At 35.4% G+C, this 21401-nt stretch carries 23 protein-coding genes; 6 read left to right on the top strand and 17 right to left on the bottom strand.

The window, feature by feature from the left end:
• Positions 1-5: 5 nt before the first annotated feature.
• From BM227_RS08610 to BM227_RS08595, 4 genes are all read right to left on the bottom strand, one after another.
• Positions 6-731: a hypothetical protein gene (locus BM227_RS08610; protein WP_092913019.1), complete on the bottom strand. Its 726-nt coding sequence runs from the start codon at positions 729-731 to the stop codon at positions 6-8.
• 134 nt (positions 732-865) lie between these two features.
• On the bottom strand, positions 866-1537 hold the full coding sequence (locus BM227_RS08605) for a CRISPR-associated endoribonuclease Cas6 (protein ID WP_092913017.1): 672 nt from the start codon (positions 1535-1537) through the stop codon (positions 866-868).
• A gap of 50 nt (positions 1538-1587) precedes the next feature.
• Entirely contained in the window at positions 1588-2046 is a 459-nt protein-coding gene (locus BM227_RS08600) for a 2-thiouracil desulfurase family protein (RefSeq protein WP_092913015.1), read from the bottom strand.
• 15 nt (positions 2047-2061) lie between these two features.
• Positions 2062-3480, bottom strand: coding sequence for an aldehyde dehydrogenase family protein (locus tag BM227_RS08595; RefSeq protein ID WP_177202025.1), 1419 nt, complete (start codon positions 3478-3480; stop codon positions 2062-2064).
• A 90-nt stretch (positions 3481-3570) separates the two neighbouring features.
• Between BM227_RS08595 and BM227_RS08590 the strand changes: the two genes are divergently transcribed.
• From BM227_RS08590 to BM227_RS08570, 5 genes are read left to right on the top strand one after another with little or no spacing between them, the layout of a single operon-like run.
• Complete coding sequence (locus BM227_RS08590) at positions 3571-4485, top strand: branched-chain amino acid transaminase (protein ID WP_092913013.1); 915 nt, start codon at positions 3571-3573, stop codon at positions 4483-4485.
• Positions 4486-4497: 12 nt separating this feature from the next.
• Positions 4498-5559, top strand: a complete 1062-nt coding sequence (locus BM227_RS08585) for a prohibitin family protein (protein ID WP_092913011.1) — start codon at positions 4498-4500, stop codon at positions 5557-5559.
• A 1-nt stretch (position 5560) separates the two neighbouring features.
• Positions 5561-6232 (top strand): bifunctional phosphoribosyl-AMP cyclohydrolase/phosphoribosyl-ATP diphosphatase HisIE, encoded by a 672-nt coding sequence (gene hisIE, locus BM227_RS08580; protein ID WP_092913009.1) that lies wholly within the window; start codon positions 5561-5563, stop codon positions 6230-6232.
• The gene (locus tag BM227_RS08575) at positions 6225-6752 is read left to right on the top strand and encodes a DUF2393 family protein (RefSeq protein WP_177202024.1); all 528 of its coding nucleotides are present in this window, start codon (positions 6225-6227) and stop codon (positions 6750-6752) included. Before hisIE ends, BM227_RS08575 begins: the two co-directional genes overlap by 8 nt.
• Positions 6749-7291 (top strand): DUF2393 family protein, encoded by a 543-nt coding sequence (locus BM227_RS08570; protein WP_092913005.1) that lies wholly within the window; start codon positions 6749-6751, stop codon positions 7289-7291. The genes BM227_RS08575 and BM227_RS08570 overlap by 4 nt, the downstream gene beginning before the upstream one ends.
• A gap of 14 nt (positions 7292-7305) precedes the next feature.
• Here the strand turns inward: BM227_RS08570 and mnmL are convergent, their stop codons facing one another.
• The 8 genes from mnmL to BM227_RS08530 all read right to left on the bottom strand — a co-directional run bounded on the left by mnmL (position 7306) and on the right by BM227_RS08530 (position 14949).
• The gene (gene mnmL / locus BM227_RS08565; RefSeq protein ID WP_092913003.1) at positions 7306-8259 is read right to left on the bottom strand and encodes a tRNA modification radical SAM protein MnmL/YtqA; all 954 of its coding nucleotides are present in this window, start codon (positions 8257-8259) and stop codon (positions 7306-7308) included.
• A 129-nt stretch (positions 8260-8388) separates the two neighbouring features.
• The gene (gene purF, locus BM227_RS08560) at positions 8389-9738 is read right to left on the bottom strand and encodes an amidophosphoribosyltransferase (protein WP_092913001.1); all 1350 of its coding nucleotides are present in this window, start codon (positions 9736-9738) and stop codon (positions 8389-8391) included.
• Between the two features lie 2 nt (positions 9739-9740).
• A complete protein-coding gene (dapB, locus tag BM227_RS08555) occupies positions 9741-10508 on the bottom strand; it encodes a 4-hydroxy-tetrahydrodipicolinate reductase (RefSeq protein ID WP_092912999.1) in 768 nt (255 codons plus the stop codon).
• Complete coding sequence (gene trxB, locus BM227_RS08550) at positions 10502-11455, bottom strand: thioredoxin-disulfide reductase (RefSeq protein WP_092912997.1); 954 nt, start codon at positions 11453-11455, stop codon at positions 10502-10504. Before trxB ends, dapB begins: the two co-directional genes overlap by 7 nt.
• 12 nt (positions 11456-11467) lie before the next feature.
• Positions 11468-11854 carry a hypothetical protein gene (locus tag BM227_RS08545; protein WP_245757047.1) on the bottom strand — a complete coding sequence of 129 codons (387 nt, stop codon included), beginning with the start codon at positions 11852-11854 and terminating at the stop codon, positions 11468-11470.
• 80 nt (positions 11855-11934) lie between these two features.
• On the bottom strand, positions 11935-12255 hold the full coding sequence (gene trxA, locus BM227_RS08540) for a thioredoxin (RefSeq protein ID WP_092912993.1): 321 nt from the start codon (positions 12253-12255) through the stop codon (positions 11935-11937).
• Positions 12256-12559: 304 nt separating this feature from the next.
• Positions 12560-12886: a YraN family protein gene (locus BM227_RS08535; protein ID WP_092912991.1), complete on the bottom strand. Its 327-nt coding sequence runs from the start codon at positions 12884-12886 to the stop codon at positions 12560-12562.
• Complete coding sequence (locus BM227_RS08530; RefSeq protein ID WP_092912989.1) at positions 12883-14949, bottom strand: molybdopterin oxidoreductase family protein; 2067 nt, start codon at positions 14947-14949, stop codon at positions 12883-12885. Before BM227_RS08530 ends, BM227_RS08535 begins: the two co-directional genes overlap by 4 nt.
• A gap of 242 nt (positions 14950-15191) precedes the next feature.
• Here BM227_RS08530 and BM227_RS08525 point away from each other — a divergent pair, with 242 nt between their 5' ends.
• Complete coding sequence (locus BM227_RS08525) at positions 15192-16109, top strand: radical SAM protein (RefSeq protein ID WP_092912987.1); 918 nt, start codon at positions 15192-15194, stop codon at positions 16107-16109.
• 33 nt (positions 16110-16142) lie between these two features.
• Here BM227_RS08525 and BM227_RS08520 read toward each other — a convergent pair whose 3' ends face one another.
• The 5 genes from BM227_RS08520 to rlmB are packed head-to-tail and all read right to left on the bottom strand — an operon-like array spanning position 16143 to position 21030.
• A complete protein-coding gene (locus BM227_RS08520) occupies positions 16143-17405 on the bottom strand; it encodes a homoserine dehydrogenase (RefSeq protein ID WP_092912985.1) in 1263 nt (420 codons plus the stop codon).
• Positions 17405-18622: an LL-diaminopimelate aminotransferase gene (locus BM227_RS08515; protein ID WP_092912983.1), complete on the bottom strand. Its 1218-nt coding sequence runs from the start codon at positions 18620-18622 to the stop codon at positions 17405-17407. Before BM227_RS08515 ends, BM227_RS08520 begins: the two co-directional genes overlap by 1 nt.
• Before the next feature lie 2 nt (positions 18623-18624).
• Positions 18625-19446 carry a hypothetical protein gene (locus BM227_RS08510; RefSeq protein ID WP_092912981.1) on the bottom strand — a complete coding sequence of 274 codons (822 nt, stop codon included), beginning with the start codon at positions 19444-19446 and terminating at the stop codon, positions 18625-18627.
• Entirely contained in the window at positions 19443-20354 is a 912-nt protein-coding gene (locus tag BM227_RS08505; protein WP_092912979.1) for a hypothetical protein, read from the bottom strand. The genes BM227_RS08510 and BM227_RS08505 overlap by 4 nt, the downstream gene beginning before the upstream one ends.
• Entirely contained in the window at positions 20344-21030 is a 687-nt protein-coding gene (gene rlmB, locus BM227_RS08500; protein ID WP_092912977.1) for a 23S rRNA (guanosine(2251)-2'-O)-methyltransferase RlmB, read from the bottom strand. Before rlmB ends, BM227_RS08505 begins: the two co-directional genes overlap by 11 nt.
• Between the last annotated feature and the right edge of the window lie 371 nt (positions 21031-21401).

The following is a 21401-nucleotide window of genomic DNA, read 5'->3' as shown; positions in this document are numbered from 1 at the left end:
CCTCATCATTTTTCCCTTCCATAAAGTCTCGTTAAAATATCTATAATCTCTCTTTCACTTAAAGAAAACTCTTTATAGCTATTAAAAGTTTCTAAAAGGCGATAAAGATCTATATCTATCCATTGAACAATTTCAAAAATTTTTTGATGTATTAAATTTATGTCAAAGTCTAAAATAGGTTCATAATGAAAAATACGATTTCTTATTTTCCGAATTTCATCAATTTGTAAACCAACTTTATTTTTAACTTGATCTATACCACCACTATATTGTTTATTAGGAAATACATCATCAAAAATTACTCGCCACATTTCTGTATATTTACGATGATTATCTAAAAAAAGTTTTGTCCAAAATCCAAAATTCAACTCTGCAATTAATTTACCATCATGTGTACTTTCACCTCTTTTTTCTAAATGATGTTTTGCACCACAAATCATTTTCCAACATTCACGAGAATGAAACTCTTTTCTTTTATAATAGTGTTGTCGTGAATCAACTTCATGAAGATAGAAAAAAGGTATTTCAAAATGTTTTTGAAAGCTATTATATATGGCATTTCGTAAAGAGACTTCAAGCATATGCAATGCAAAATAAAAAGTCTCAGCCCGTTTAATATTTAAAATGTACCTACTTAAACATTCAAGAGTAAACGCAGTATTGGTAGAAGGACAATAACGCTCTAATCGAGGTTTTGCAATTAAATTAATAATTTTTTCGAAACTTTCCATTTTACTTTTTGCCTTTTAAAAAAAACTTGCTATAATAACATACAAATAGGCTCTGGATTCACCCGAAGTAAAGTAGGGATTGCCTCTCACCATCAATGGTGATGCTGTCCAGAGTATAGATACACTATCTAAACTCACTTCACCACTTCCAAAAACCCCAAGTTTTTCATACTATCTCCACCAAGCCCCGTATCAAGCAGTAAATTCAGCATTTGTGAATCGGCTTGAATCTTATATTTGGCAAACCATGCGATGTAAGGGGTCTTTTCATACCAAAAGGTTCGAGGTTTCAAACTCTGCCAAAGTGGCTCTATGAGAAGCTCTTTTGTGTAGGGCTTTCCTAACAGTGCTTCAAACTTTTGCAATGTGTGGTTGGTAATAATCTCTGTATGACGACTATCACCTGGTTCAAGAAATATCTTCTTACCCGTTACACGGTTTTTTATCGCAGCACAAACATCTCCACGCACTACCATCTTTGTCACATCTTCACCTAGTTGACGATCAACAAACCCAACAGTAGTTTCAGCAAAATAGATCTCACCCAACTTTAACCCATTTTTTAAAATCTCGATGGCAATCATCTGTTCATACGACTTATCGAGTGCAGTAAAATCTATCTCAAAACGATCATCAAAATAGAAAATTCGAAAGTTAACTGATTTAAAAAGTTTTCCCGTAGAAGATTCATACCCTTGATGCTCTTTTTCAGGCAGATGAGAATAGAGGAAAGATTGAAAAAGTTTTGACATACTTTTTTGGATCAGGAGGTTTTTAGTTGAAGTACGTGCTGTTATGTGTAGCATTAACTATCCTGCACTAATTTTTGTTTATTCTACAGGATAGTTGTTAAATTTCACTTTATATCAATATATTTTTCATCATCTATAGTTTTTAGTCCTTGTGCTTTTGCTTCGGCAGCCATTATGCCTGCCTCTTTATCACTTAGCAGATTTCCCTCTTCATCATAAACCCGTGCGGTGCAGACACCGCAACTTGGACTTCTGGCTTTTCCTATGAATAGATCAATATCTGGATTTTGATTAAAAAAGTTTATAGCATAATCAGCAATAGGTTCAGTTCTATCCTCTTTTGAAAATTTGGTTAAAGCTTTTATGCCTTCATCTGTTTGAGTTAAATCCATTGCTTCACGAGGAGTACCAAAACAGGTGTCTTCAGGGCAGAAGAGGATGATTTCACAATCCTCCTCTTTTAACTTTTGCATTACTTCAGGATTACCTTTAAGCTCTGCATTATAACGGCAATTATGCCCTGCAAGACAAGCACTTACAGCAACTTTCTTATTTTGTTTCATCTCTCTTCTCAACTCTTAAAAAATCACCACTGACTGAATTTCTGTGAACTCTTCTAGTGCAAACTCAGGTCCTTCTCTTCCTACTCCGCTTAGTTTCATACCGCCATATGGCTGAATGTCAAATCTTACAGTTGGAACATCATTAACAACAATTCCACCACACTCAAATTGATCAAGTGCTTGTTGCATAATTTTTAGATCATTTGTAAAGATAGAGAATTGCAATCCATATGGAGAGTCATTCATCTTTTTAACTGCTTCATCAAAACTCTCCACTTTTACAAGGCTTACAATTGGAGCAAATACCTCTTCACAAACGATCTGCATATCATCACGTACATCAGCCATTACTGTAGGAGCAAAAATTCCATCTACTAGTTCACCTCCGGCAATGGCTCTTGCACCCTCTTTTTTAGCACTCTCAACCCAACTCATAGCACGATCTTTAGCCTCTTCATTAATGAGTGGTCCCATAAATGTATCGTCATCATATGGGCTTCCAACTTTAAGCTTTTTAGTCTCTTTAGCGATTGCTTCTGCAAATTCGTCATAAATATCTGCATCAACATAGATACGCTGTAAAGAGATACAAACTTGACCAGAGTTAACAAACGCTCCAAAAGCACAACGTGCAGCAGCATGAGAGATGTCAGCACTCTTTTCAACAAATGTTGCTGCATTTCCTCCAAGTTCAAGACTAACCTTTTTGATACCTGCACTTTTAGTGATGATGTTACCTACAGGTACGCTTCCTGTGAAGCTGATGGCACGAGGAATATCACTGGTTACAAGCGCACTCCCTACTTCAGCATCACCATAAACAACACTCAAAGCATTCTCTACTGCATACTCACTCTCTATGAAAAGCTTGGCAAAGAGGTATCCGACTGCCGGAGCTTCAGGAGTTGGCTTAAGAACAACACTACACCCTGCACCCAAAGCCGGTGCCAATTTGTGAGCCGCTAGATTTAGAGGAAAGTTAAAAGGGGTAATAGCTACTACTACACCTGCTGGAACACGTCGCCAAAAGGCAGTAGATTTTTTTCCACTGAAAGTTGCATCTGTTGGAATTGTTTCACCTCTTAAATGTGTTAATGCATCAGCAGTCAACTCAATTGTCTCTACACATCTATCAACCTCTACACGACTAAACATTAACGGTTTACCTATCTCATCTGTAATTGTTTTAGCAAACAACTCTTTTTGCTCTTTCAATCGCTTTGCAACATCTCTAAGCCAAGCTATTCTTTGTGAAAGAGGTGATTTTTTACTATTTTCAAATGCATCTTTTGCTACATTTAGAGCCTTCTTTGCATCTTCTGCACTACATATAGGAAAAGTAGAAACCACATCTCCACTATAAGGTGATCTTCTTTCACCAGTTTCAAGCTTTTCAATCTCTTTTGAACCCATAAAAACTTTTGCTTCTATCATACTTTATTTTCTCCTATATCTGCTTTTAATTTATTATAAGATAAAATCAACAACTTTTAAATTAAATACATATATCTTGGAGCAAAAATAATGAAAAAAGCTGATACCATCTGGATGAACGGCAAATTAATTCCATGGGATGAGGCAAATGTCCATGTCCTTACACACACACTGCACTACGGTAACGGCGTATTTGAAGGAACACGTGCATACAAAACTGACAAAGGTTTAGCGATTTTTCGTTTACGTGATCACACTAAACGTCTCTTAAACTCTGCAAAGATTACAATGATCAAATCTCCTTATACTCTTGAAGAGTTAGAAAATGCACAGATAGAGCTTTTACAAAAAAATAGTTTTGAAAGTAATGTTTATATACGTCCTTTAATATATCTTGGCTATGGTATTATGGGCTTGTACCATGTAAAAGCGCCTGTAGAGGTAGCTATAGCAGCATGGGAGTGGGGTAGCTATCTTGGTGATGATGGATTAGAAAACGGAATTCGAGTTAAAATCTCTTCATTTGCAAGAAACTCTGTAAAATCAACTATGGGTAAGGCTAAAGCTGTAGCAAACTATCTAAACAGCCAAATGGCTAAGTTTGAAGCTTTAGAATCAGGGTATGAAGAGGCTTTACTTTTAGACGATGAAGGGTTTATTGCTGAAGGAAGTGGTGAGTGTTTCTTTATAGTACGTGATGGTAAAATAATCACTCCACCAAATGACAACTCTCTTGAGTCAATCACTCAAGCAACTGTCATTGAGTTGGCACAAAAACTTGGATACACTGTAGAACATAGACGCATTACACGAGATGAAGTCTATATTGCTGATGAAGCATTCTTTACTGGAACGGCGGCAGAAGTTACTCCTGTTCGTGAAGTTGACGCACGAATTATTGGTGAAGGAAAACGAGGACCGGTTACGGAACATTTACAAAAAGAATATTTTGATGTTGTCTATGGACGCAACAAAGATTTTGAACACTATTTGACATATATCTAAAAGGAACTGATCATGCCAGCAGACATGAATGATTACTTCAATAAAAACAGAGGTGTTGGGGGAGGTGACAAACAACCACCAAAACCTCCACAGTTTATTCAGGATTTTAGCAAAAAGGCAACAGTAATTTATGTACTTATAGTTATTGCTGCATTGCTAATATTTTTCAAACCATTTGTTATTATTAACTCCGGTGAAGTTGGAATTTTAAAAACAGCAGGTAAGTTTAACAGTGAGCCATTACAACCGGGGTTTCATCTATTTATTCCTGCCATTCAGGATGTAATTGTAGTTGATACAAAGGTTCGTATTGTAAACTACAAAGCACTTGCCGGTGAAGGTGACTTTGACAGACGTGGCGGTGTACTAATTAAACCTGCTATAGAGGTACTTGATGCTAGAGGTTTACCAGTAACCATTGAGCTAACTGTTCAATATAGGTTGAACCCTTTGCGTGCACCTCAAACTGTTGCAGAGTGGGGATTAAACTGGGAAGAGAAGATCATAAACCCTGTAGTACGCGATGTTGTACGTAATGTCATAGGTCAATTTAAAGCTGAGGAGCTACCGGTTAAGCGTAATGAGATTGCTATTAAAATTCAAACAGAAATTGCAAAAGGAATTGATAAGCTAGAAGCTGTTCCTGTAGAGCTTGTTGCTGTTCAACTAAGATCTATTCTTCTACCTCCAAAAATCAAAGATCAGATCGAGCGTGTACAGATTGCAAAACAGGAAGCTGAACGTGTCAAATATGAGGTTTTAAGAGCAAAACAAGAGGCTGAAAAGAAAGCGGCACTTGCAAGAGGTACTGCTGAAGCTAAAAAGATTGAAGCACAGGGTCAAGCAGATAAAATCCGTATAGAGGCTGAAGCACAAGCTAAAGCTAACAAACTTATAAGCGATTCACTATCTGAAAAGCTATTGGTGCTTAAACAGATCCAAGTACAGGGTAAATTTAACGAAGCACTTAAAACAAACAAAGATGCAAAAATATTCTTAACACCTGGTGGTGCGGTGCCAAATATTTGGCTTGACAGCAAAGATAAGCAGAGAAGCTCTTCAGTAGGAAATTAAGATGATAGCTATCGACTGGGAAAAAACTCCGCTTATTCCTGCCATTGTGCAGGATGCCTCTACTAAAGAGGTACTTATGCTTGCCTACATGAATAAAGAAGCTTATGAAAAGAGTAAAGATACTGGATATGCACACTACTATTCAAGAAGCCGAAAGCGGTTATGGAAAAAGGGTGAAAGCAGCGGTCATACCCAGGAGATCGTGCAAATGATGCTTGACTGTGATGGTGACACTATTCTTTTACTGGTAAACCAGAAAGGTGTCGCCTGTCACACTGGCAGAAAAAGCTGTTTCTTTACAGATATTAAAAAAGGTGAAACAGTTGGAGATGCTGAAGTAGATACTACAGCACTTTATGGAGTTATAGACACACTTTACCATACAATTTTAGAACGTAAAAACAGTGATCCAAAGAAATCTTATACCGCAAAGCTTTTACAAGGTAAAGAGAATAGTATGCTCAAAAAGATTGTTGAAGAAGCTGGTGAACTCTGTTTTGCTGTGAAAGATGATAATGAAGAAGAGATCATCTATGAATGTGCTGACTTAACTTACCATGTTTTAGTTGCTTTAGGGAAAAAAGAGATCTCACCAGATCGTATAAAGCAAGAACTTGCACGCAGATTTGGAATAAGTGGAATAGAAGAGAAAAACAGCAGAAATGATGGCTGAATTTATTAGAAGTTATCTCTTCTATGTATTTCATTCACTAACAAAATATGACATAGTTGCTATTGGCTGGGTCATATTTTTAGCTGTTTTACTGCTTGTTTTAGCAGCTTTTATAAAAAGGCATAGCTTACAGTATTTTATTTTATTTCTCTCAATTTTACTACTATTTTTTGGTCCAGTCGGAACAAAGTTGGTACTTGACAACTACTTGAGAAAAGCTGATATAACTATAAATAAAGTTAAAGCATTAAAATACAGTAATTCAGTAATAGTTACAGGTACTATAACAAATAGTAGCCGTCTTCCTTTTAAAAAATGTGATATTGCTCTTTTATTTACAAAACCATCTAATAATAATATAATGAAAAAAGTAACAAATACTTTGAAACCATTACATACTTTTGTATGGGATATGAATACAACACTAGAGAAGAAAGAGACTAAACAATTTAAAATAATAGTCGATTCATTTAAAATAAAAGATTTTAATCTTACAGTTCAACCAAGGTGCTATCCATGACATATATGACTATACTTCACTGGCTATCTTTACTATTTTTCATAGGACTTTTTATTCTATTAGTTTTTCTTTCAAAAAAAGAGAAACGACGTAATGTCTTTTGGTCTATGGTATTTGCATCTTTTTTAGTAACATCTACAGCAGCGGTTTTTACCATATTTGTGCTTGATAAATATACTAAAAAGGCTAAACTTTTATCAATCGAAAGTCATAGACTCCTTAGAACAGAAGAGATTGTATTTAAAGGAAAAGTTGCTAATGTTGGAAAATTTAAAATTGGTCAATGCAAACTAACAATTAAAATGATCAATAACCCAGTAAGTGCATCAAGCCTTGGTCAAGGACAAATTTTTACTCCATCTGGACTTGAGTTTTTTAAACCAAAAGAGAAGAAAAAAGAGAGAAAAAATACAATATTAGAAGAGTTTGTAGTAGCAAAAAATTTAAAACCACGTGAAATAAGGTATTTCACTGTTAGAATGAAGTTTCCGCCATATTTTACAAAATCAAAATTGATATATAAACTAAACTGTCACTAATAAAAGTGACAGTTTTAATAGATATATCCTTCATCTTTTAAAGCAGCTCTAATATGCTTCATCTGCTTATGCTTATTTCGACACCATTCAGGAGCCAATAGAGAATCATCACCTATTCCAGCTGTTACTCGTTGTATACTTATATTTGAAGGCAACATTTTAATTGACTCTACTAGTAGTTTGATATACGTATCTTCATCTATAGGTTCAAATTTTCCCTTGATATAATCAACTGCAAGAGCTGTATTTTTAACTACATAAAGAGGGTGTATTTTGATTGAATCTATTCCCCATTTAATAGATTCTCTGACTGTATCAAGCATCATTTTCTCATTCTCGTCAGGCAATCCAAATATAACATGCCCACAAACATTAAGACCTTTTGATTTACTGCGTTCTATCCATCTCTTTACATTTTCACTGTCGTGTCCACGATTTATTTTTTCAAGTGTTTCATCATAAATAGATTGGATTCCATACTCGATCCATATCTCATACTTTTGTGAAAGCTCAACCAAATAGTCTAAAACCTCATCAGTTACACTGTCACTTCGAGTACCAATGCTAAGACCTATACATCCAGGTTGTCTTAGTGCCTCTTCATAGAGTGCTTTTAATGTATCTATTGGAGCATAAGTGTTTGTAAAAGATTGAAAATAAGCTAAAAATTTTTTGACACCATACTTTCCTGCTAATCTCTTTGATGTAGCACTATACTGAATGCGTACCTGCTCTAACTGTTTTTCTAGCAGAGGGTTTTCATTGCTTTTAGGATTAAGATAAAATTTTTTTGATGGCTTGGCAAGATTTGGACTGAATGATTCATTTAAGCAAAAAGTACACCCTCCTTTAGCGACAGTACCGTCTATATTTGGACATGTAAATCCCTGAATATTAAGAGGTACTTTATAAACATCTTCGCCAAATTTCTTGCGAAAATAGCGTCCAATAGTAAATACTTTTTTCACACTCCCCCTTTTTAGTTAAAAGTTACATCGTTAAAAGTTTTACAAAATGCTTTGAAATTTTGTATTGTATATATAACAAAAAAATCAAGCATTTCCAAAACTTTTAACTTTTAATTTGTAACTTTCAACTTACACTACATAATTTCCGTCAAAACAAGCTTTACAGTAGTTTTTATCATCACCTACAGCACGCATTAATCCATCAATTGAGATATATGCTAATGAATCAGCCCCAATATAGTCGCAAATCTCTTCTGTTGTCATACGTGCACTAATTAATTTCTCTTTTTCAGGTGTATCTACACCATAATAGCAAGGATCTGTTGTAGGAGGAGAAGATATACGCATATGAACTTCAGCAGCACCTGCCTCTTTAAGCATTGATACTATCTGCTTACTAGTTGTACCTCGTACAATAGAGTCATCAATAACAATAAGTTTTTTACCTTCGATAACTTCACGAATTGGGCTTAGTTTCATCTTTACTTTTAAATTTCTAAGCTCCTGTGTAGGTTCAATAAATGTTCTACCTACATAGTGGTTTCTCATAATCCCAAGCTCAAATGGAATGCCACTCTCTTGCGAGTAACCAAGCGCAGCTGCAACACCACTGTCTGGTACAGGTACAACCATATCTGCCTCTACAGGAAGCTCTTTTGCAAGCTCTTGCCCCATTTTCTTACGCAAAGAGTAAACATTTTTACCATAAACCACACTGTCAGGACGAGCAAAATAGATATACTCAAAAATACACTTATGAGGATTTGGTTCAAATACCTGAATAGACCTTGGTGCTTTACCCTTTTCAAATATAACCATTTCACCAGGTTGAATATCTCTAATAAACTCAGCGCCTACAAGATCAAAAGCACAAGTTTCACTTGCAACCATATATCCATCACCAAGCCTAGCAAGACTTAAAGGTCTAAATCCAAATCTATCACGTACCGCATACATTTTATTACGGCTTTGAATTACAAAAGAGTAAGCCCCCTCAACTTTATGAAGAGCATCTGTAATTCTATCAAGTAAACGCTCTTTTTCACTTTTAGCTATTAAGTGGATCATATTTTCCGTATCCATAAATGTCTGGAAAATAGCTCCACGTTTGATCAATTGATCTCTAACCTCTTTTGCATTTGTAAGATTACCGTTATGAACAATGGCTATTTCACCTAAATCATAACGTGCATAAACAGGTTGGGCATCAAGAATTGAGTCATCTCCGGCAGTAGAGTACCTTGTATGACCTATTGCCATATCACCTTTTAATTTTTTAATCTTCTTTTCACTAAAAACACGTGTAACAAGCCCACGATCTTTTATAAGATGAAATTTTCCATCTTTGTTAGAACAAATTCCGGCTGCTTCTTGACCTCTGTGCTGAAGTGCAAAAAGTCCAAAATAGGCGATCTGAGCCGCACCTTTAACATTAAAAACACCAACTACAGCACACTTTTCATTTAATGCTCTTTCCATTATTACAATCCCAGACAATCACTGATATCATAAAGACCTGCAGGCTGATTTACCAACCATTTACAGGCACGCACTGCACCTTTAGAGAAAGTCTCTCTGCTGGTAGCAGTATGATTTAATTCAATAAACTCACCATCATTATAAAAACCAACAGTATGGCGACCTACAACATCTCCACCACGGATTGCCATTACGCCAATCTCATCTTTGCTACGCTCACCTGTTATGCCATCACGACCACTGACACGTACCTTTTCAAGGTCGAGCCCTCTTCCTTTAGCAGCAAACTCTGCAAGCGTAAGTGCAGTACCGCTTGGAGCATCTTTTTTATATCTATGATGCTGTTCAACTATCTCAATATCAAAATCACCAAGTTTTTCTGCTGTCATTTGTACCAATTTTTTCAAAAGAGCAATTCCAGCTGACATATTTGTTGCGTAAAGAATAGGCATAATTTCACTTGCCTCTTCAAGAAGTGCTCTTTGAGCATCATTTAGCCCTGTAGTTCCTATGACTAAAGGTCTAGGTCGCTTTAGCGCTGCTTTTAAAAGTGCTTCAGTAGCTTCAGGTACTGTAAAGTCTATTGCAGCTTCACAACTATCTAGAAAGATTTTGGCATCATTTGTTACTAATGAACCTTCAGGTGCATGATAATCAATTTTATCTCTTTCACATAATGCAGCAACCTGTGTTTCTGAATCTTCTGTCAAATTTTTTACCAGCAACTGACCAACACGTCCATTGGCTCCATAGACTCCAACTTTTAACATATATTCTCCCGTTTAAGATGTTCAACATACTCTATTGCACCGATAGCGGCTGTAGCACCATCACCGGCAGCACAGACAACCTGCTTTGCAGCCATTACTCGAATATCACCCGCAGCAAAAAGCCCTTTTTCACTTGTTTTCATAGTTAAATCTACTATTACTTCACCCCGCTCATTTATTTCACACAAAAAAGAGCCATCCTCTTGTTTTAAAACTCCATTATTAACATTATTCCCAACAAAAACAAAAACACCTGGCACTGGCAAATCAATAGTTTCACCACTATTTTTCTTTACTTTAAGTCCGTTAACTCCCATAGCATCGCCGTAAACCTCATCAGGAACGGCATTAAGTACCAATTCAATCTTTTCATTCTCATTTACACGCTTTACTGTTGAAGGAGCTGCTCTAAATTCATCTCTGCGATGAACAAGATATACTTTTGAGCAGATATTTGCCAAATATAGCGCCTCTTCAAGTGCAGTATCTCCTCCACCTATGACTGCAACCTCTTTACCTTTATAAAAAAAGCCGTCACACGTTGCACAAGTACTCACTCCACGACCAAAAAACTCATCTTCACCTTTAAAGCCTGCTCTTCTAGGAGTACTTCCCGTACAAACAATTACACTTTTTGCCTCTTCAACTTTTCCATCACTAAGTTCTATCTTAAAAATTAAACCGTCAGGACGACTTATGCGTGTAACTTCTGCCATCTCATGCTTGAGACCGAAACGCATACACTGCTTAGGCCAATCCTGCATTAATTCCATTCCAGTGACTACTTCTGTAATGCCAGGATAGTTCTCAACTTCACTACTTTGTGTTATGGCTCCTCCTGGCATACCTTTTTCATACATTACAACATTTTCAAGTCCACCACGGGTTGCATACAATCCAGCTGTCAAACCAGCAGGACCGCCTCCTATAATCGCCAAATCCAGCATATTTCTCCCCTTCTAGTCTAAAAGATAAATTTGACTATCTTGTTTATAAAGCCCATTTTCATTCTGCTTTTTAATCATGAAGTAACTTGGAACTTCACGAATATGAAATCTATGAATAATTTTTAGCAGTGTATTTGTTCCAGCTGTTGCATATATTACATTTGGAGTACTTTCTCTACGCTGCTGATACAGATCGATTACGAGTAGACTATTTTTTTGCTTTAAATTTGCTAAATTTTTCTCTATACTACCCATATGTGAACTATATATTACAACAATATAGCGTTCTTTTTTAGGCACGAATATCTGGGACTTAGTATAGAGTATCGTCTCTTTGAAATTGATAAATTTATACTGGGAATATTTGTAATTGAAGTAAGCAAAAGCGATTGCAATCATAGCTGCGCCGAAAAACGACGCAAATACATAAGATAAGGAGAAAAGAGATTTTCTCCTCTGTTTATGCATATTGGTTAATTTTAGCCAATTAAAGAGTCAAGTTTTTCAGCAAATGCCTGCTTTGAAGCAGCACCAACCATTTGATCTACAACCTGTCCATCTTTGAAGAAAAGAATGCTTGGAATAGAGCGAATACCAAATTTAACTGCAAGGTCTTGCTCCTCATCAGTGTTAACTTTAGCAATTGTTGCTTTTCCTTCATACTCAGCAGCCAACTCTTCAATAACAGGAGCAATCATACGACAAGGTCCACACCAAGGTGCCCAAAAGTCTACAAGAGTTACACCCTCTTTAACTGTTTCATCAAAGTTACTGCTTGTTAGTTCAACATATTTTCCCATAAAGGATCTCCTTCATAAATTTTGTTCTTAGATTATAGCGGGTAAAACTTTAAAATCTTTTGTTATCTCAAATTAAAACGTCGTATTTTGCTATCTCATCATTCCAAATAACCATAATGGGATCTTTCTTTTGTTTGTAGTACTATCTACATCTTTGCTTGTTAGAAAGTAAGGATAGCACCCTGCTTTTAGATAGTTTTGAAACTCTCTATAAAGAGTAGGATAAGTTTGTGTCAATTCAAAACTTATAAAAGTAAAGTGTACTTTATACTTTTTGAGTTTTTTCTAAAATCTACTTAAACTTCTAAATTGTAATATTTTCAATCCACTCACACTGATCACCTTTTACAATGAGTGCATCAAGCTGATAAGGTATATCTAACTTATATTTTTTCAAATAGGCTTGAATTGATCTTAGAAGTTTGGCAATTTTTGCAGGGGTGATATTGTAGATTGGTTCAAAAGTTGTTCCGCTTTTAACCTCTATAAAGTGTAAAATACCCTCTTTTTGGGCAATTATATCTATTTCACCAAATCTTGAGTAAACATTACGATCCAAAATTTGGCAACCTTGCTCTATTAGCCAATTACAGGCTAAACTCTCTGCACGGTTGCCAACTTCTCTACTCACGCTGGTAGAACTTCTACTTTTATAGATTTAAATGCTGCTGTAAGAATAAGCTCATCACTTGCATCACCAAAAAGATAGTTAATACGAGATTTTGCATGATGGAATGTTGTAAAAAGAGTGTTTGGCTTTATCTTTTCTGTAAACTTTACACGCAATGGTGCAGATTCACCATATTGAGAGCGTAAAATTACATACTCAGTATTAGGAAAACGGTCTGCATCCACTTCACTTACTAGTAAAATATCTTCATCATAACGATTATTAAGTTTTTCACTTTGAATAGTTTGGGCGGCATTATTGTAGTGTGGCAAAGTACGACCTGTTGTCAAATAGTAACCTGACTCTACACCACCATTCATCAACTCTTCTATCATACCTCGTAATTGATACTGGTGATAGACAAACTTACCCAGTCCATCTTCTGTACGGAAGTCAAGAAGATGTAAAACAGGAGTGTCTTCAGTATAAACAGGCCACTGCAACCCACGTTTTCTATGGCGTTTAAGGCGAAGGTAGCTTGCGCCACTAAATCTTCTGTGTGCTACCTCTCTAACTTCATTCCAGACATCTTCACTCGTTTTATAGTCATAGTTGCCACCCATAGCATTGTCAAGCATTTTAATTACTTCCCAGTCATCAGGGAGATCACTTTTTACAATTGGTTGCGAGAGATGCAAACGACGCATTGCATTTACATAAACACCCTCTTTTTCATAAGCTGACTTAACACCTATGACAATATCTGCACGCTTTGCAATCTCTGTCATAAAGAGTTCTTGAACCATTATAAACTCTAGTTCATTCAGTGCTTTGTCAATCTTGTTTTGGTTAGGGTGAATATGAGCAATATCTTCTCCCATATTTAGAAGTGCTTTGATCTTACCTTCAAGCATTGCATCCACAAGCTGTGGTGTCATAAGCCCTACTTTCTTTGGCTTCTGATAGTCAGGTTCATAGTAGGGCAGACACCCCATATCACAAGCACCTTGGACATTGTTTTGTCCACGAAGAGGCATTAACCCAGCACCTGTTTTTCCTATGTTGCCTGTCAAAAGAGCAAGATGGGTAATTGCCATAACAGCATAACTTCCATCAATATGCTCTGTAACTCCAAGTCCCCAAAATATCATTGACTTTTTCAGAGCATACTCTCGTGCAATAATTGGGATCAAGGTTGCCAAATACTCATACCCTGGAACTTGTTTGAAAAACTCAGGATTGGCATATGGGTCATTTAAAATCTTCTCTTTATACTCTTCAAATCCTTTAGTTCGACTCTCAACAAACTTTTTGTTATAGAGTTCATCTTTTAAAATGACATATGCCATCATATTTAAAACAAGAAGATTTGCCTCATGAGGAATTACTGCTTTATGTTTGGCATATTTCATCATTTTAATTTCACGAACATCAATAACAGCAACATTATCGTGAAGACGTGCTACATCAATAATTCGATTGGCTACAATTGGATGTGCTTCAGTAGTATTAGAGCCAATAATTAGTATAAACTCAGCTTCGTAAATATCATTGTAAGGATTTGTAGCTGCTCCTTCTCCAATAGTAGCACGCATACCTTTAAGGCTTGGACTGTGACAAACCCTTGCACAGTTGTCAACGTGCGGAGAGTTCATAGAGTCTCTGGTAAATTTTTGAAAAAGGTATGCACTTTCACAACTTGTTCTTGCTCCTCCTATGGCGCAAAAACTCTCATCTCCATAACTTTTTCGAATCTCCATCAACTTCATTGCAGCTGCATTTACAGCTGTTTGCAAATCTGTAGTAAACCAGTTTTCATCTAATGGTTCTAGAGAATCTTCTATTTTGGCTTTAATATGTGGATTTTTCTCTAAAAAATGTTTGGCAATTCTTGGCTTACGAATACGCTCTTTTGAATCAACAAAGTCAAACCCGTATTTACCCTTGATACACAGTTTCCCCTGACTTACATAACCATCTTTGTCAGCAGTTATTTTATGAATTTTATTATCATCTACCTGTGCTACAATATCGCACCCAACACCACAGTAGGTACAAACACTCTCAACTTCAGTATAATTCAAAACTCCCCCCTGATTATTTAAATTCACTCTCTATTTTTTAATAGCCTTATATAGGTAATTCTAGCGATTTTTCTCTTTTTGACTTTACCTAATTATAAAATAATTTTCTAAAAAAGCAAGTGAATATATGTCATTTGAATTTATACTAAAGTTTTTTAAAAAGTAACTTTTCAAGCTTTTTATGTATGTTTCAAGTAATCTTTGATACTTTTTCCAACTAAAACATAAATGCGAGTATATTAATGAAAACAATTTTTGGACCAGTACCTTCAAGACGATTTGGAAAATCACTGGGAATAGATCTCAGTCCTGAAAAGAAACAGTGTAACTATGACTGCCTCTACTGCGAACTAGCTGCTGCAAAACAAGTTAACAGCATTGAAAACCCTCCTTCAGTAGATATGGTTATTTCAGAATTAAAAACTGCATTAAAAAAGTACCCAGATGTAGATGTCATAACTATAACAGCCAATGGAGAGCCTACGCTATACCCATATCTTGATGAGTTGATTGATGAAATAGATGCCATTAAAGGCAACTACAAAACGCTGATTCTCACAAACTCTTCAACTATTACTAATCCAAAAGTACAAAAGACATTGGCAAAACTTGATACAGTAAAACTCTCTCTTGATTGTGTTACTCCAGAAGCTTTTAAAAAACTAGACAGACCTCTTAAATCAATCACTATTCAATCCATAATAGATGGAATAATAGAGTTTAGAACAATCTATAATAAAGAGTTGATTCTTGAAATTTTAATGGTAAAAGGCATAAATACAACAGATAAAGAGATAGAAGCATTTAATCAAGTTTTACCAAATATAGATGCTGATCGCATAGATATAGGGAGTGTAGATCGTCCACCAGCCTACCCTATTGAGCCACTAAGCTATGCAGAACTTATTGAAATATCTAAAAAATTTAGTTCATCACTACCAATACATATAACTAGTCGTCATAAAGCAAAAGATGCGAAAGGTTCTTTTAGTGATGAGGAGATACTATCTACACTTCAAAAACGCCCATTGACAATGGATGACATTAAAACTCTTTTTGATGAAGATAGTTTTAACCGTTTTCAAAGCCTGCTTGATAGTAAAAAAATAGAAGAAAAAATACTTGGAACACTAAAATTCTACAGCACTGCCAATCTTTAGTATATCTTTGGCAAATGGGAGAGTCAACTTATGTTAACTCTCCATTCTGATCATTACCGGTCTCTCTTTTACACTTTCTATGGTTTGCAACTTATTTATTGCTTCTTGCATAGCAGACTCTTTGCAAATATGTGTAGCCAATAGAAGTGTTGCTTTACCGTCTTTACCAGGTTTTTGCAACATTGTCTCAATAGAAATATTTTGTTCACCCATAACTTTAGAAACAGCGCTCAAGACGCCAGGCTTGTCAGCTACTTCAAGACGCAGGTAGTATTTACTTACAATTTCATCTCTATTTAATAGTTTTAAACCACTTTCCAATGCACGTTTAAAACCAAGCATAGGAGATGCTTTACCACCACGTGCAATTGCTATGATGTCACTGATAACCGCACTTGCTGTTGCATTACCACCTGCTCCAGGACCATAATACATTGTTTCGCCTACTTTATCCCCAATTACACTTATACCATTCATTACACCATCAACTTTGGCAATCATTTCGCTTTGAGGTACAAGTGCTGGATGAACTCTAAGCTCTACACATTCTCCTACCTTTTTTGCAATACCAAGAAGTTTAATCGTATAGCCAAACTCTTTTGCAAAACTTATGTCATCTTGAGTAATCTGTTCAATACCTTCAATTAAAATATCTTCAGGTTTTGCATCAATTCCATAAGCAATAGAAGCCAAAATCAACAATTTATGCGCTGCATCAAATCCGCCTATATCAAATGTAGGATCAGCTTCAGCATACCCAAGCTCTTGAGCCTCTTTAAGTACAGGAGCAAAATCTACTCCCTCATTCATCATTTTAGTCAAAATGTAGTTTGCCGTACCGTTTATGATACCTTTAATTGACTCTATATGATTTGCGCTAAGTCCCTCACGAAGAGATTTAATAATAGGAATTCCACCTGCAACACTTGCTTCAAACTCAAAAGGAATATCACCGGCAGTCTCTTGAAGCTCATATCTGTGATAAGCTAAAAGTGCTTTGTTCGCAGTTACAACAGCTTTTCCATTTTGTAAAGCTTTCTGTACCACTCGGTAAGGCTCTTCAACTCCACCCATCAACTCAACAACAATATCAATCTCAGGATCATCTAAAACTTCATCTGCATCGGTAGTAAGTGGAATATTGATATTTCTAGGCTTTGATAGGTTACGAACAACCCCTTTTTTGACAACGATCTCTTTACCTGCACGTGCAGTTATGATGTCTCGGTTTGCTTCAAGAATCTGTGCAACACTCTCACCAACAGTGCCAACACCGATAATACCTATCTTAATCATTACACATCCTCTTTTAAAGTTCTCAAATACTTTTTGATATTTCTTGCGGCTTGTCTTATTCTTTTCTCATTTTCTATTAATGCAATACGCACATATTGATCGCCATACTCTCCAAAGCCGATTCCTGGACTTACAGCTACTTTGGCTTCAGTTAACAGTTTTTTAGAAAATTCAAGACTGCCTAAATGAAGTGCCTCTTTTGGAAGTTTTGCCCAAACAAACATACTGGCACTTGGTTTTTCTATATGCCATCCTGCTTTACCAAACGCATCGATTAAAACATCCCTGCGTCTTCGATACTTCTCTATTGTGTTATCCACTTCGCCCTCAAGCTCATCAAGTGCAATAGTCGCAGCTACCTGAATAGGTGTAAACATTCCATAGTCAAGCCAGCTTTTAATCTTTTGCAAAGCACCAACCATTTTTGGATTTCCTACAATAAATCCAACACGCCAACCTGCCATATTATAGCTTTTACTTAGTGTAAAACTCTCAACCGCTACATCTTTTGCACCATCAACACTTAAAATAGATGGTGTTTTATAGCCATCAAAAGTGATATCTGCATATGCTATATCACTAATAATGTAGAATCTCTCTTTTTTTGCCATATCAACAAGACGCTCATAAAAAGCTGGTGTAACAGTTGCCGTACTTGGGTTATGAGGAAAATTGACAACTACATATTTTGGACGAGGAACAGACTCTATGAGAGCTTTTTTAAGATTGGTAAAGAAAAGGTCTTCATCTACTTCATAACGTTCATTAAAAACAAGCTCCATCTTACGTACTGCGCCACCGGCAAGCATAAAAGCGTATGAATGTATAGGATATGTAGGATCTGGAACAATTGCTGTATCACCAGGATTTGTAATTGCCTGAACGAGATGAACATATCCCTCTTTACTACCCATTGTAGCAACAGCTTCTGTCTCAGGATCTAGTGCAACACCATACCTTCTTTCATACCAGTTACAAATAGCCAAACGTAACTTGTAAATACCCTTACTTGCTGAATAACCATGAGTTTTTGGCTTTTTTGCTGACTCTATAAGTTTTTCAATGATCTTTTCTGACGGAGGTCCATCAGGATTGCCCATACTAAAATCTATTACATCCTCTCCTGCACGTCTTGCAGCCATTTTAAGGTCATTAACTTCAGCAAATACATACTTTGGAAGACGGTTAAGTTTTTCAAATACTATTTCATCAAACATCTCTACTTTTCACCTTTTGCGGTAATTTGAAGTCCACTTTTAAGATTTTCAAGAGTAAAACGATCACTCACCTTTACATAAACCGCATCAGGCGGTAATTTCAGGTTCAAATATCTTGTCCGTGTATCGTTTTGCTTCATGTATAAAATATGTAGCATTTTATCATAAACCACGACATCTGCATACCAGTGAGACCCCGGTCTCTCTCTTAAAATCAAACGTTTTATTTTTGAAACATTAAACCACACTGGTCGAATAGGACGAATCAACTGAAAGTTTTCCCCTGCTTGCAATACTCTTGTAGGTAAAACTGCATTATTCATATCAATACGATAAAACCAATGTGTACTATCTTGACGCTCTAATGAATTTATTGATATATTATATTTTGCCAATCTTTTAGCCAATAAAACTGGATCAGGTACAATTTTGGATTCAAAATTTATTGTCCATAAAAATCCATTTTTATCTAATTTTGCTTCTTTAATCAAAAAAAAAGAGATACCCATCTTTTGTAAAGTGTCATTCATAGACTTAACAAAAAATAGAGGATTTTCTCCGCTATACGCAAACTTAAGTTCAATTACTTTTGAATCAGGCAATATTAGATTTAAAAGTCCATTCTCTTCAAGTGTTTTTACTACTTTAACACTATCTACACTGCCACCTCTCATATAAAATTGGGAGTCTTCAAATAGTATACGTATCAATTTTTGATGCTTTTTATATGTACTCTCATCAACTAATGATTTTATACTATCTTCCAATACTCCAGCTGCTAAAGATAACACTAAAGCTATAGATACGAAAAAAAAACGTATCACCAAATTTTTCCTCCGTTAAGATGCATAAACTCTTTTGAATCTATCTCTTTTAAAACACCATCTTTCAGCACAAAATAGTGTTTATCAGGATCACTAAATTTTAAATTATTTCCAACAGTATCATTTATGCTAAAAAATCCATGACCTGTAATTATTAACTTTTCACTATCTGCTTCAATGCTAAAAGTTTGTGAAATAACTCTAGATTTACGTTTTCTGTTTTTTAAATTTATAACTCCAATCCACATCTTTCTATTTGGATATACAATAATATTTTCAATAGGAACATATGGACTTATACTTGTATTTGCATCTGATTTCTTTTTTATACTATTTACAGGTTTTACATCTTTTTCAGCAGATTCAATAGATGTAGATATATTTTTATCAACTGTTAATGTATCTTCCCTTTTTTCATCTAATATTCTATTAGAACTATTTTCTTCTGCTTGTTTTTGTTCTGGCTCTTTGATAGCTTTAGAACTCTCTGTTTTTTGATTATTCTGTTCTTTATAAATTTTTTCTATACTTTTTATAGATAAACTCTTTTCAATAGCTACTTGTGTGTTTGAAAATTCATTTTGATAAAGATAAAATCCAAAGACTAATACCATAATAAGAGGAATAATTACTATCCAATGTATGCTTTTACCATCTTTTGCAGGGGGAAATGCAATATGAGTTGTCTGCTTATCACTCTCATTTTCAAACCATTTAATTATATCTTCTTTAAGTTCAGATAAATCCTCTTTATATTCACGTTCAAGAATTGAGATAAAGCCTAATGCCCTTGGTTTTGAAAAGTCACTAAACTCTTTTTTTTGTAGTTTTTCTAGGTTTTTCTTTGAAATTCTAGTTTTTTCACTAACTGCATCCAAGCCATTTTTTTCAATTATACTATCCAGCATATCCCATCCTGTACATAATAATACCAGCCGCTACACTGACATTCAGCGAATCAAACGGTCTAGCCATACGAATTGTTACCCTCTCATCCAACATTTTTTTAATCTTGCCAGGAATACCACTTCCTTCACTTCCCATAACCAAAACTCTTCTTTGATTAAACGAAATATCATCTATAGAGACACCAGACATATCAGCTCCATAAATTGTAAAGCCAATCTGTTTCAACTCATTCAGGCAATCTAATAAATTAGGTATAACAGCAACAGGAAGATCAAACATTGCACCACTGCTGGTTCGTACAACTGATTCACTCTGTAGCTGCTTTATGCCTCCTACAATTACACCGTCAGCTCCCAAAGAGTAAGCACTTCGAATAATTGCACCAATATTTCCTACATCACTCAATCCTGCAAGCACAACAAGGAAATCACTTCCTTTAAGCTCTTCAAGGGTAGCATATCTGTAAGGTAGCACATCACATAGCCATCCTTGATGATTTCCTCCCTTTGCCATAGCTTGTGCTTTTTTTGCATCAACTTTTATAACAGGTTTTCCAAGACGTTTAAGTAAGGCAAAGTTTTTTTTATCAATTGTTTTAGCTAGGTAAATCTCTCTTACCAACTCTGGGCGACGTTCCAGCAAATGGTTGCATATCTGTTTTCCGTATACTATCATGGTGTAGATAATATCTAAAATTAGATTAAAAACCCAAATAAATCCATAAAATAAAAACCCACCTAATATTCCCTAAAAAACACATTTTTTGAAAAAATAAAATGCCTAAATATGCACCAAAATTATCTCTTACATATTTTTACTCCAAAGTTACTACATTTTGAACTATTTTTACGAAATTTCCTTGTTTTTTGACAATAGTATATTGTTATTATATTTTGAAATGCACTGATTTTTAGATTTAAAGTAGTCATTCTAAACTCATCTCATAAGCTTTGTGCCTTATATTTTGAAGTAGTTTGGCAAACTCTTCATTAACCTTTAAAGTGATTTTTCTTGCATGTGTAACTACCTTTCCAGCGATATTATAT

The sequence above is a fragment of the Hydrogenimonas thermophila genome (assembly GCF_900115615.1).
In the GTDB taxonomy this organism is placed as follows: Bacteria; Campylobacterota; Campylobacteria; order Campylobacterales; family Hydrogenimonadaceae; genus Hydrogenimonas; species Hydrogenimonas thermophila.
Note: the sequence above shows the minus strand (reverse complement) of the source record. Positions and strands in the feature narration are given on the sequence as shown.